7 protein-coding genes and 1 pseudogene are annotated in these 13,024 nt (G+C 68.1%); 4 read left to right on the top strand and 4 right to left on the bottom strand.

Annotation, left to right across the window (positions count from 1 at the left end; all coding sequences use genetic code 11):
• The first annotated feature begins 112 nt into the window (after nt 1–112).
• A complete protein-coding gene (locus F7R91_RS31455; RefSeq protein WP_225320875.1) occupies nt 113–3,097 on the top strand; it encodes an AfsR/SARP family transcriptional regulator in 2,985 nt (994 codons plus the stop codon).
• A 1,739-nt stretch (nt 3,098–4,836) separates the two neighbouring features.
• Here F7R91_RS31455 and F7R91_RS31450 read toward each other — a convergent pair.
• Nucleotides 4,837–6,303, bottom strand: coding sequence for an APC family permease (locus F7R91_RS31450; protein WP_191971705.1), 1,467 nt, complete (start codon nt 6,301–6,303; stop codon nt 4,837–4,839).
• Nucleotides 6,304–6,712: 409 nt separating this feature from the next.
• Here F7R91_RS31450 and F7R91_RS31445 point away from each other — a divergent pair, with 409 nt between their 5' ends.
• Nucleotides 6,713–7,528, top strand: coding sequence for a tetratricopeptide repeat protein (locus F7R91_RS31445; protein ID WP_150954622.1), 816 nt, complete (start codon nt 6,713–6,715; stop codon nt 7,526–7,528).
• Nucleotides 7,529–7,744: 216 nt separating this feature from the next.
• On the opposite strand, the pseudogene F7R91_RS31440 reads toward F7R91_RS31445, so the two are convergent.
• Nucleotides 7,745–7,984: pseudogene (locus F7R91_RS31440) on the bottom strand (transposase); the annotation flags it as partial.
• A 785-nt stretch (nt 7,985–8,769) separates the two neighbouring features.
• On the opposite strand from F7R91_RS31440, the gene F7R91_RS31435 reads away from it, so the two are divergent.
• Together F7R91_RS31435 and F7R91_RS31430 are read left to right on the top strand one after the other, a co-directional pair.
• Nucleotides 8,770–9,603, top strand: a complete 834-nt coding sequence (locus F7R91_RS31435; RefSeq protein WP_225320874.1) for a M20/M25/M40 family metallo-hydrolase — start codon at nt 8,770–8,772, stop codon at nt 9,601–9,603.
• Nucleotides 9,604–9,650: 47 nt separating this feature from the next.
• On the top strand, nt 9,651–11,090 hold the full coding sequence (locus F7R91_RS31430) for a M1 family metallopeptidase (RefSeq protein ID WP_150954615.1): 1,440 nt from the start codon (nt 9,651–9,653) through the stop codon (nt 11,088–11,090).
• A 413-nt stretch (nt 11,091–11,503) separates the two neighbouring features.
• On the opposite strand, the gene F7R91_RS31425 is transcribed toward F7R91_RS31430, so the two are convergent.
• Nucleotides 11,504–11,911, bottom strand: a complete 408-nt coding sequence (locus tag F7R91_RS31425; protein ID WP_150954612.1) for a RidA family protein — start codon at nt 11,909–11,911, stop codon at nt 11,504–11,506.
• 596 nt (nt 11,912–12,507) lie between these two features.
• Nucleotides 12,508–12,984 carry an ATP-binding protein gene (locus F7R91_RS31420; protein ID WP_191971704.1) on the bottom strand — a complete coding sequence of 159 codons (477 nt, stop codon included), beginning with the start codon at nt 12,982–12,984 and terminating at the stop codon, nt 12,508–12,510.
• Nucleotides 12,985–13,024: the final 40 nt, after the last annotated feature.

Genomic DNA, 13,024 nt, shown 5'->3' with positions numbered 1-13,024 from the left:
CGCCGGAAACCCTGTTGACCACGGGTTCCGCCGCATGCCGACGCGCCGACGCGATCGAGAGCGAGCCGCTTCCGGCTGACACCCGCCCGTGCCGATCGCTAGGGTCCGGGCCGTGGAGGCCATAGACCGCTCGGTTGCGCACTCCCTGCGCTTCTCGCTGCTCGGACCGCTGCGGGCCTGGTTCGGTGACGCGGAGCTGGCGCTCGGATCACCCCAACAGCGAGCCGTTCTCGCGCTGTTGCTGATGGGCCGGGGACGGGTTGTCGGCCTCGGCGACCTGGTCGACGGCATATGGGGTACCGATCCACCGCCTGGCGCGGTCTCGGTTCTCCGCACCTACGTCTCGCGCCTGCGCAAGCTGCTGGAGCCCGACCGGGCCCCGGGGGAACCGCCCAGGCTCGTGGTGTCCATCGGGGACGGATACGTCCTGAGGACCGAATCGGTCTCCATCGATCTCGGTCAGTTCGAGGACCACGTGAACCGGGCCGAGCGCCGGCGCGCCGCGGACGACCACCCCACCGCCGCCCGGCTGCTGCGCACCGCGCTGGCTCTCTGGCACGGCACTCCGCTGGCCGGGATCCCCGGACCGTACGCCGAGGCCGAGCGCGCATACCTGGAGGGGCTGCGCCTGAACGCCCAGGAGACCTCGATGCGCGCCGAGCTCGAACTCGGGCACCATACGGAGGTGTTGCCGGACCTGGTGGCGCTGCACGACGCGCACCCGTTGCGCGAGGAGGTGTGCGAACTGCTGCTGATCGCCCTGTACCGGTGCGGGAGGCAGGCCGAGGCTCTGGAGGTCTACGCGAGCACCCGCCGCACTCTCGTCGAGGAACTGGGGATCGAACCGGGCCCGTCCCTGCAGGCCGTACACGCGCGGCTGTTGGCCGGGGATCCGTCCCTCGCCCAGCCGAAGAAGCGGGAACCAGCGGCGGGCATCGGCTTCGCCGGCACCGGCACTTCGCGTGCCGGCGACGGGGCCGGTCCTCCGGCATCGGGGGATCAAGAGCCGGTACGTCCGGCAAGGACGGTGTCTCCCTCCCAACTGCCGGCCGATCTACCGGCGTTCACCGGGCGACGGGCCGAACTTGAGCGTGTGGCCGCGCTTGTGCCCGACGAGGGGCACCCACACACAACCGTGATCGCCCTCATCGACGGGATGGCGGGGGCCGGCAAGACCACCCTGGCCGTGCACGGGGCCCACCGGATCGCCCACCGTTTCCCCGATGGCAGTCTCTACGTAAACCTCCGCGGATACGACCGGAAGGGCTCCGCGGTGGACCCCTCCGACGCGATCACGGCGTTTCTGGTCGCGCTCGGGGTCGCACAGCACTCCGTCCCGGACGGCCTCGACGCACAGGCCGCTCTCTATCGCAGCGTCCTCGCCGACCGCCGCGTCCTGATCGTGCTGGACAACGCCCGCGATGCCGAACAGGTACGGCCGCTGCTGCCCGGCACTTCGGGCTGTCTGGTCATTGTCACCAGCCGCAGCCGGTTGAGCGGCCTGGTGGCCGGGCAGAGCGCCCATCCGCTCACGCTGGGCCTGCCGACGGCCGAGGAGGCCCGTGAGATGCTGGCCCGGCGGCTGGGCGCCGAGCGGATCGAGGCCGAGCCGGCGGCCGCGGACGACATCGTCAGCCTGTGCGCCCGGTTGCCACTGACCCTGGCCATCGTGGCGGCCCGCGCCGCCCACCACCCCGCCTTCCGGCTCGCGGACATCGCCGGGGAACTGCGGGAGAGCCATGGCAGCCTGGACGCGTTCACCGGCGGCGATGTCGGCACCGATGTGCGCGCCGTCTTCTCCTGGTCCTACGACGCGTTGCCACCCGAGACGACGGAACTCTTCCGCCGGCTGTCCCTGCACCCAGGCCCCGACGTCAGCACCGCCGCGGCGGCGGCCCTGGCCGGCGTCCCCCCACGCCGGGCCCGCGCCCTGCTCGCCGAGCTCACCGGGGCCAGCCTGCTCACCGAACGGGAGCCCGGCCGCTTCGTCTTCCACGACCTGCTGTGCGCCTACGCCGCCGAACTCGCCGGGACCGAGGACACCGAGAGCGAACGCCGGGAGGCACTGCTGAGATTGCACGACCACTATCTGCACACGGCCCACAACTGCGCTTCAGTCCTCGACCCTTTCCGCCAGACCCTCTCCCCCCAGCCGGGCACAACGGGCAGCGCGCCCCTCCGGTTCAACGACCGGAAGAACGCCACCTCGTGGTTGCGCACCGAACGGTACGTCCTGCGGGCGATCGTCGAGCACGCCGCCGCCCACGGCTTCGACGACCACGCCTGGCGCACCGCCTATGCCCTGGACGTGTACTTCAACCGTCTCGGCTTCTGGCACGACCTAATGGAGATCAACAGCGTCGCGCTGAGAGCCGCGCGGGTCGTCGGCGATAGTATCGGCCAGGCGTATGCCCTGTGCGGGCTGGGCGTGGCCCACGCGCAACTCGAACACACTGATCAGGCACTGCAGTACCAAGAGCGTGCACTGGAGTTGTTCCAGGAGACCGGCGAGGCGCACGGCCAGGCCCACACCCATCGCGCCCTCGCCTACCGTGCCAACAAGACGGGAGCGTACACAGCTGCGCTCGATCACTACGACCGCGCCCGCGAGCTGTACCGGGCCCAGGAGGACCTCAGCGGTGAGGCCGGCGTTCTCAACCAGGTCGCCTGGACGTACATCCTGATGGGCGAGCACGACAGGGCCCTGGAGCACTGCGAGAAGGGCATCGCCCTCTACCAGAAGATCGGCGAGGACTACGGAGAGGCCTCGACGCAGGACACCACCGGCTACGCCCATCACCACCTCGGCCGGTACGACGCGGCCATCGAGTGCTTCGAGGTGTCATTGAGGCTGTTCCGGGAAATCGGGGACCGCTATCTCGAGGCCGACGTCCTGCGGCACCTCGGAGCCTCGCACCGGGCCGCAGGCGATCGCGACGCGGCCCGCGCCGCCTGGCGCAGGGCGCTCGTGCTGCTGGAGGAAGCCGCTCATCCGGAGGCCAACGACATGCGCGCGAGCCTGCACGACTTGGACGCCGAGGACGCCGAGGACGCCGACGGTCCGGACGGGCGACGGCGGGCCACCGAGTCGGCGTAACCCACCGAAGCCCTGCACCGTCTGCCCCTGTGAGCACGCCGTCTCCTGCTGCCGGTGTGCCCTGCGCGCTGTCGGTGGGTGGGCCGGGCGGTGCGGCCAGCCGTTCGCCGCACGTCGTTTCCACGGCCGCTTCGCGGACGCGGCCGAAGCGGCCGACCCGCGCCCCCGGTGCAGTGGATCCGCTGACGCGGCGCATGCGGGCGACGAGGGGAGCGCCGGGCGTTGAACCGTTCGTCCCGGCGGCCCGTTGTCCCACACGTCAGCACCTCCGACCATGAAAAGGGGCACCATGGCCGATGCCAACCCGAGTCCCCAGGGCAGCCGGAACCGGCTGACCGCGCCGGGGAAACTGGCGCGAGAGCTGCTCGGGACGGAACGCAGCAGGTGGCAGAGAACGCTGGACCTGTTTCGTCGTTTCAGGGCCTGGTGGCGATCGAGGTCGCGTGGCAAAGGCACCTCGTCCGCCGATGGGTTCGAGACCGGCGGCCCCGGTCCGGTCGGATACGGGTCGGCGCGCGGCTGGCCGACGATGCCCGAGCAGCAGATGCCGTACGCCTCCGAGAGGTCGGCGAACAGGGACTCCTCACGCGAGAGGAAAAGGGAAGAGAAGCTCAGCAAGCTTGAATCCCAGATCGGTGCCCTTTCGAAAGATGATCGCGAGGCATTCGAGGACGCGGTTCTGCGCGAGATCAGGAAAAGTAGCGGTCTGAAGTGGGCGTACGGCAAAGGTTTGCTGCCGATAGCCGGAGACTACGCCGGCAACGCGTACGAGAGGGAACTGCAGAAGTCCGCCGCGCAACAGTCCGACTCAACGACGGGACCCACCTTTGAGGAACCGTCGCGCTTTGCACGCGGGCGACAGGAGGAGCAAGGGTCCTTGGGGAAAGGTCCGTCGGGGCCGACCGCTGGGATTGGACCTGACATGAGAGGGGGGCCGGACAGTGGGATCGACGCCTCTATGGCCCAATTCGCCCTGACGGGGAACGCGGCGTCCAACGCGCAAACAGCAACGCGGGAAATGCAGAAAACGGACTCGGCGGCTCAGAATGCATTCCTCACGCAGCACCTTGAGCGAGCGCTGGAAGGCTTCTATGGGACGGGCCAGTCGGCGCCGTCCACTGAGGCGTCGCCCAGCGTCGGGTCAGAGGGGCTTGGGTCGCCCGGGGTCGGATTGAACGACGGAGCGGCTGCCGCCCAGCTGGATCCGTCAAGCCAGGTGAGTCCCCCGTCCCCGTCCCCTTCGTCCTGGTCAGGCTCGACCGTTTCCCCACCTTTTTCCCTGATCCCCTCCGAAGGGTTTTCGATCCATGTCCACGTCCAGGCCTCGGTTCCCGCTGGCCCCCCAGGCTCGAGCAACTCAGGACGCAGCTCCTCGGCCAGCCAAAGCCAGGTCAGGACGCCACCGCCGCAAGGGAGGCGCCCGGGCAGAGGGAAATGACGCACCCTACGGCAGGTATCGAACAGCACGATGACCGAGCATCGTTCCGATTGGTCGAGGACCGAACCCGCACGCTCGAGCGCACGCTCATCGGGATCTGCGCCCGAACCGCGTGCGGGCCGACCGGGTCCGCAACCGCCTGAAGCACGGCACGCGCGGCGGTCGGCCCCGGGGCCCCAATACACAGATCTACAACCAAGGGTCTTTGCGGGTGCCGACTGTGACCGAAGGCCAACGGTCGGCTTCGCCCGTCACGGGCCAGACGGACTCTCCCCGTCGTGGAGCAACCGCCGAACCGTGTTCACGATGCGAGTCGCTCGTACGCGTCCGGCTGTCGCTGTCGGAGCCAAAACGCGCGGGCGCATCCGAAGAGAACCGCGGCCGGGACGATGAGCGGCAAAATGATGTTGACTATCCCGGAACGCCCGGTGAAGAGATCGAGCTGGTCGATGATTAGCCAGGTGACGAAGGCGAGGGCAGCGGCAGCGAGAAGGGGGCAGAACCAAACTTGCCAGGCCGGGAGGCCGCGCTTGTTTCGAAGGAAGTAGGCAAACACCGCCACCGAGGCAAGGCATGTCAGGACCGGGAGGCCGATCACCCCTGGCGTGGTGCAGAGAACGAACAGGTCCAGGTACGGATCCAGGTGACCGATGGCGAAGATCGACACAACCAGCAGCGTGCAGATCGAAAGCCCAGCACTGGCAGCCCATGGTGACCCGGTACGCTGCTGCACTCTCCCGAACATCGGCGGTAGCACGCGGTCACGCCCCATGGCGAAGAGATAGCGCGAGGCAGCGTTGTGGAAGGCGAGGATCGCGGCGAACCAGCTGGTGACGACGACAACATTCAACGTCTGCGCCGCCCAGTTCCCGATGAAGCTGTGTGTGGCAGTGAAGAACATGTTGGTCGGGTCGGTGTTCGCCTGCGCCACCGCACCGGCGTCACCGAAGGCCTGGACCACTGCCCAGCAGACGAACGCGTAGAGAAACATCATGACGCTGATCGCCCCGTAGGTTGCCCGTCGGATGGTGCGATGACCGTCTCGGACCTCCTCGGCGTACAGTACCGTCGCCTCGAAGCCGGCAAACGCTGTGATCGCGATCGCCATCATCGGTCCCGGTTGTCTTCCGAACACTTCGTGCGGTGAGAATGCCGTGGCCGACAGCCCGTCCTCTCCACCGCTCATCGTCACAACCAGAGCGAAGACCAGCAGAATAGCGATCTCGCACGTTACGACGATGCCCAGCACACGGGCGTTGAGGTCGACGCCCAGCAGCCCGAGCAGCGCCATCGAGGCAACGGCCACGAAGGCCCACAACTCCCACGGTGTGTTCCAGTGCAGTAGATTCTGTACCGCGTGCTGTGCGAAAACTGCGAACGCGCCAACCGAACCGATTGAAGCTACGGCATAAGACAGCACCGCGAGAAAGGCCGATCCCACCCCCAGTGGCCGCCCCAGTCCCTCCGTGACGAACAGATACAGGCCGCCGACCTTGCGGATATGACGAGCCATCGCTACATATCCCACTGAGAAGACGGCGAAGATGGCTCCACAGACCAGAAGCATGCCCGCAGTGCCGATGCCTCCGCGTCCGATCGCCAGGGGAATCGCACCCACCGAAAATCCCAGCGGCGCCGCCGCTGCGATCACGAAGAAAATCACCTGCCGTGCCGTCAGAACCCCGAATCGCAGCGAAGTCACACCGCTGGGATTCGGATCGCTCCCCGGATCAGCCGTAGTATCAGTGTCCCAGATTTGATTCTCCACTTTCCCTCCACATGGTGACTGTGCCGCGATGGGCAGAATCCGCGCAGATGACGTTCGGTGACTGCCCCTGGCGCCAGCAAGATCCGCTTGAGCTGTCGGCTGGTGAGGACGGCCCACCTGCCGGCCTCGGGCACGTCGCGCTGTGCAATTCGACGTCGTCGACACCGTCGCCCGAGCGAGGCGGTGCTTCGGCCATCGTTCCGGACACCGGCGGAGGCCACATTAAGTGTGAAATGTTGGCGAAGTGTTGGTGCGGAGGAGGCTCTAGCATGCGTGCATGCCAATCTTCTCAACCCGCGGGAGAACTCCGCGCCTTGCCCCGGAACTCGACGACGTTGAACTGGGTAGGCTCCTGAAGCGGCTGCGTTCCACCAAGAGGTCGAGCCCAGCTGGGGCGACAGACATTGCTGTGGCTCAGATAGCTCAGATTCTGGATCAGGATCCCCAGAACTTCGACCGCAGGACACACCGTCTCTCCGTCCTTTCCAGTTTCCTGCCGGAGTCGCATCTTCCTGCTGCCTGGGTGAAGCGGGAGCCGCAGAACGTCAACGCTTTGGTCCTTTACTCCCTGGCCGAACTCGAACACGGCCGCAGGAGTGGAGCTCTGCCGGATGGGTCAGCGACGTGGGCCAGATGTCAACGGGCGGCGGATCTCGACCCTCAGAACCCCGCGCCCTGGGTGGCGATGCTGGGCATCGCACGGCTGGAGCGTGCACACCGCCGCGAGGTCTTTGCGATCTGGGATGAGATCGTGGCCCGGGACAGGTGGCATCGCGAGGCGTATTTCAGCATGCTGCACTACCTCGGTCCGCAGGAATCGGGTTCCCTCGGCCGGGCAATCGAGTTCGTCGACTCTCTGCTCACGCGGATGCCACCGAACGCTCCCTGCGCTGCCGTCGAGCTCGAAGTCCACCTCATGCGGTATCACTCCGCAAAGGCACGTGGCGGAGCGGAGGCACTTCTGGCGCGCGACCAGTGGGACAGCACGCAGACGGCACAGTTTCTGGTCCGGGCGCAAGCCACCTGGCCACGTCCGGCGTTCTTCTCTCATGCGGCGGCCGTTTCCGATCTCAACCTTCTCGCGTATGCGCTGACTGCCGCCGGCAGGCTACGAGGAGCCGCACCCGTTTTCGAAGCCGTCGGAGGAAGGGTCACCAGTTGGCCCTGGCGCTATGAAGGAGATCCACTGACGGTGTTCGAGTCTGCCCGCAACAAGGCTCGCTGATCTCCGCCTCCGTGAGACGATCGTGCTTCCTGCTCGATCGCGGAATCGTGACGCCGCGGGTGAAGTCGCCCGAGCGCGAGGTCCCGGTACGGCATCAGGGTCGTTGATCAGGTGCCAGGCGACGACGAGGATCGAGCGGGCGACGGCGACGAGGGCCTTCTTGCGGCCGCGGCGTTTGACGATGCGCCGGTAGCGGACGCCGAGGAAGGCATCGGTGCGCTCGATCGCCCGGGAGGAGCGGACGCCGGTGGTGTAGCCGTAGATCAGCAGGCGCACCATCGCCTGGGGTCGTAGGGCGGGTAGCCGCGTTTTTCCGCGTAGTCGGCAAGGATCAGCGAGAGTTCGAGCGTCTGGTCGATCGGGTCGGCGACGAACCGGGCCAGGTGGTCCTCGGGCGGCCAGTCGTCCGGCGGCAGCAGCAGGACCGGGATCAAACGCCCGGAACCGCTTGTCCACCGCCGCCGGACGCGCCTGCCACCGCTTCGGTTCGACCGCCTCGACCTCGAACAATACAGACCCGCTCGAACAGGCCGTGGACGAGCTGTCGACCGCCTTCGACCACCCCCCGCGTCGCCCTTCGACAGCGGGTGTTCACCACGGACACGCCCTTGGTGGGCGGAACGTACGGCTTTCCCACCGGGCAGCGCGCCTACCGGCTCACCAGCGATTTATCCCGCCCAGCCGTCCTCTCCGGCGTCAGCACCCGGGTGACCGCGGAGCGGACCTTCCGCTCCGCGCATGCGGCGGGGACACGCCGATGCGTCTGCCGCCGTCTTTGGCGCGCTTCACGTCCAAGCCGGGGACGGCCCGGCACGGCCACGTCGGGCAGGGCCGTCCCGTCCCGTTCACGGTCGAGGGCGGGGCCACCGCCCGCAAGCCGCGCGTACCGCACCACCAAGTAGGCCCTGTGCGGCAGGGAACCAACCCCTGACACTTTGCGAGCTCTTTGCAACCGAACTCACTGCCCCACGTCTCTCTGTCCGAGGCCCAGGGCGCCGCAACCGCCCTGTCCCGGACGTCACGGCCAGACCGGCGGACGTCCATCGTGATCCACCGCGCCCTGGCCCCCGGGCGCGCCCAGCCATCACCTCACCCCAGAGAGAGCCACACCGATGCACCCGATCAGCACGCCAGGCCGCCCTACAGCCGACCCTCGTACATCCGGCCCCCGCACGCCGCGGCTGCGTGCGTCGTCCCGCCTCCGTCGCACGACCGCGGCCCTGGGCCTTAACGCCGTCCTCGTGGGCGTCCTCGTGGGCGTCCCCGCCGCCGCGGCCGAACGCCGCGCGGATCTCACCCCGCCCGTCGTCACCGCGGACGAGGTCATGCCGCACCTCGACGTCCTGCAGCGGATCGCGGACCGCTCCGGGGGCAACCGCGCCCACGGCACCCGGGGCTACCGCGACTCGGTCGCCTACGTGAAGGCCGTGCTGGACAGGGCTGGTTTCCGCACCACCTTGCACCGCTTCACGCACGACGGCGCCACCAGTTACAACCTCCTCGCGGACTGGCCCGGAGGGGACCCCGAGCACGTCGTGTTCGCCGGGGCGCACCTCGACAGCGTGGCGGACGGCCCCGGAATCAACGACAACGGCTCCGGCTCCGCCGCTCTGCTCGCCACCGCCCTGGAGGTGTCCAAGGCGGGCCTCAGGCCCGACCGCCATCTGCGTTTCGCCTGGTGGGGTGCTGAGGAGGTCGGCCTGGTGGGATCCAGTGCCTACGTGAGGGATCTGCCGGCCGCCGAACGCGAGCGGATCGACGTCTACTTGAACGTGGACATGGCCGGCACCAGGAACAGCGGGCGGTGGCTCGTCGTCCACGACGACACCGCGGCGGCCGAGGCGTTCGAGGGGTACTTCGCAGCCCGGAACCTGCCCACGATCGGGATCGGCATCGGCGGCAGCGACCACGTGTCGTTCGGCGACGTCGGCATCCCGGTGGGCGGCTTCGCCACGGGGATCGACGAGTGCACCCACGCCGCGTGCGACCGCGTCGAGAACGTGGACCCGCAGACCGAGACCATCAGCACCAACGCCGTCATCAGCACGGTCTGGCAGCTCGCCGCGCGCCGATGACTCCCCCCGCCGGCCCACCCCCGAACGCCTCTTCAAGGAGCAGACGCATGCCCGCCCGCCGGAAACAGCACCGCCGCATCACCGCCGTCGCCACAGCCGTGGCCGTCGGCATCGTGCTCACCACCCTGCCCGCCTCCGCCGCCTCTGGCGGCTCCGGCGCCGGTGACCCGTACTATCCCGACGACGGGAACTTCGGCTACGACGTCACCCACTACGACGTGCGCGTGAACTACGACCCGGCCCGCCCCCGCCACCTGGAGGGCGACACCACCATGCAGGCCGTCGCCACCCAGGGCCTGGACCGGTTGCACCTCGACCTGGAGGGCTTCCAGGTCACATCCGTCACCGTCGACGGCACGCCCGCCCGCGCCGTAACCCGCGAGGGCAAGCACGAACTCGTCATCACTCCCGCCCGGCCGCTCGCGAAGAACGTGCGCTTCTCCGTACGTGTCCGCTACTCCGGTGAACCGGTCGGCGAGGGCTGGCACACCCTCACCGACGGCGGCGCGAACGTGACGGGCGAGCCGCACTCCGCCACGGCCTGGTACCCGGCCAACGACCACCCCTCGGACAAGGCGACCTTCCGGCTCACGGCCACGGTCCCGACCGGCTGGACGGTGGTCGGCAACGGGAGGCCGGGCGCCACCACCACCGGCCGGGGCACGACCACCTTCCGCTGGTACGAGGACCGACCCATGGCCACGTTCCTCAGCACCATGGCCATCGACAGGTTCACGGTGCGCACCTCGGAACTCTCCGACGGCACCCCCGTCGTTCACGCCTACAGCCCCGGGGCCGACATCGACCCGGAGGCGGAGGCGCTGCTGCCGGAAGTCATCGACTTCCTGGCCTCGAAGTTCGGCCCGTACCCCTTCTCCTCGGCCGGGGGGATCGTCATCGCCGGCGACGACGGCAGCGGCCCCCTCGCCCTGGAGACACAGAGCCGCCCGACGTATCACAGGAAGTTCTTCGACGTCTCCATGGTCCACGAGAACGCCCACCAGTGGTTCGGCAACAGCGTCTCCCTCTCCGACTGGCGCGATGGCTGCCTGGCCGAGTGCTTCGCCCAGTACGCCGTCCAGCTGTGGTACGAGAAGTTCGGAGACGACCTGGACAACGGCTTCTACCGCGCCATGGTCGAGGAGAGCACGGCCGACCCCGACTTCTGGACGACCAGGCTGTACGACCCCGGCCAGGGCCGCGAACTGGACAGTGCCCTCTACAGCAAGGGCTCCATGATGCTGCACGCCCTGCGCCGCACGGTCGGCGACCCGGCCTTCTTCGCCACGCTCAGGCGCTGGCAACGCGACCATCGCTACGGCAACGCGTCCTGGCCACAGTTCGAGACGCTCGCCGAGGAAATCTCCGGCAACGACCTCAACGGCTTCTTCGCGGCATGGGCGCACGGCACCACTGCCCCGCCGAAGGAGTACCTCTTCCCGGGCCCCCTCGCAGCACTCGCCCCGACCGTCGACCCGCCGCACTGAGCGTGTCTCGGGTGGCGGCAGCCGCGTTTTGCTGATCCGTGGTCGGCGCGGCAGCAGCCGAGCGCCTGTGACCGCTGCAGTGATCGGGGCGGTCGGCTCGCTGCCGACGGCGGGCACGATGGCGGCAGCACGGGTGATGCTGCAGCACGGCGGCCGGGGCCGCGGTTAAGCAGGCCCGGCCGGGGTTGCATCCGGGCACGGCGTTGGTGGCGTCCAGCATCGCCATGCGCATGAATTGATGGACCGTCAACAGTGCTCACACCTCCTGGCGCAGGCCCTGTGGGTCGCCCGAGCGCAGGACACGGCCGAAGCCCACGCACACCAGACCATCGACCAGCAACTTCACGATGCACACAGCTGACTGGGTGCAGTTGTCGGCCCGCGTCGGCGGCCAGCGCGGGGAGAGTATCTGTTCAGTTGATGATCGCGGCGGCTTCCACTTCGACCAGATAGTCGGGCGAGGCCAGCGCTGCGACGCCGATCAGTGTGCCAGGAGCGAGCGGGGTGACCCCGAGCTTCGTGGAAGCCCGGGCGACTCCCTCGAGGAACAGGGGCATCTTTTCAGGAGTCCAGTCGACGACGTAGACGGTCAGCTTGGCCACGTCCTCGAAGGAGGCACCGACCTCGGCCAGGGCGGTGCCGATGTTGAGGTAACTCTGCTCAACCTGTGCGGCGAGATCGCCTTCGCCGACAGTGGCTCCGTCGGCATCGAAGGCGACCTGCCCTGCGATGAAGACCAGCTTCGAGCCAGTCCCAACCGAGACCTGCCGGTACACATCGATCTTCGGCAGTCCTGCCGGGTTCACCAGAGTGATGGCCATGATGATTGTCTCCTTTATGAGGGGCCCCGTGGGGCCGTGTACAGAACCGAGGCGCTTTTCGGTCACCTGCGCTACCCATGAACTGCAGGGAGTGGCCGCTGGCATGGAAGAACGCACTCCGTCGTGACCTGGGAACCTTGTGGTGACCACCCATTAGTTCCCGAATCTTTCCAACTCTGTTCCGCGCTCGGTGCGACAGTGCACAACGAGTCGAAGGCGTCAGCCTCAAGATGCTGATCGCGCATGCTGGCACGCAACTGCATGGTCGACCGAACCACGGTGCCACCGGGGGCCGACAGGCACTACGGCGACCAGGTCCGCTTGGCCCTGACGGAAACCAGGCCGCGGGCCTGCATACGCACCACACCAATTCCGTGACTGCTCATGCCACCACTGCTCTCAAGAACTGCCGTCTCGTGGCCGGTCGAGCCAGCCGTCGCGACTTTTCGGCGCTGAGACTTCGCGACCGCCCGATGCAGACAGCTGAAGTCGCGCGTGTGGCAGTCGCTTGTGGTCTGACGGCGATACTTGTCGCACTCGCCGTATGAGGCCCTTGGCAGCACTACATGGTGCCTGTCCCTTCCGCGTGGACGACTTCAGCAACACCCGCGAGATCGGCGATATGCGGCCCCTGCCTGCTCGCGAGCATGCACCGTGAACCCTCGGCGTGTCCGTCGGCGTTCCGCTTCCGCCGGGGCGTGCGGGGCCAGCGGAAGCTCAAACCAGACGCTCTTGCCGCCTGGGGTCTGGTAGCTTCCCCAGGAGTCGGCGAGCGCGTCGAGCAATGCCAGACCACGGCCGCCCTCGTCCTCGTCTCCGGCCACGCTGCGCTGTGGCGTCTGTGCGCTGGCGTCCTCGACGTCACACCGCAGAACGGTGGCGTACTTACGGAGACTGAGCCGAATCGGGCCTGGCGCGTGACGAATGGCGTTGGTGACCGCCTCGCTGATCAGTAGTTGCGCAGTGTCGATCAGACTGGACAGTCCCCAGTCGATCAGCTGTCCGGCCGCAAGTCGCCGCGCCTGGGCGGCCGAGAGAGCCTCATGGCTGAGCGGCCAGGAGGTGATCGGCACAGGATCCGTGCGACCTCCGAGGTCGGGATGGGCAACAAGC

The sequence above is a fragment of the Streptomyces luteolifulvus genome (assembly GCF_008806595.1).
GTDB classification, from domain to species: domain Bacteria; phylum Actinomycetota; class Actinomycetes; order Streptomycetales; family Streptomycetaceae; genus Streptomyces; species Streptomyces luteolifulvus.
This window is presented reverse-complemented; position numbering and strand designations above follow the sequence as displayed.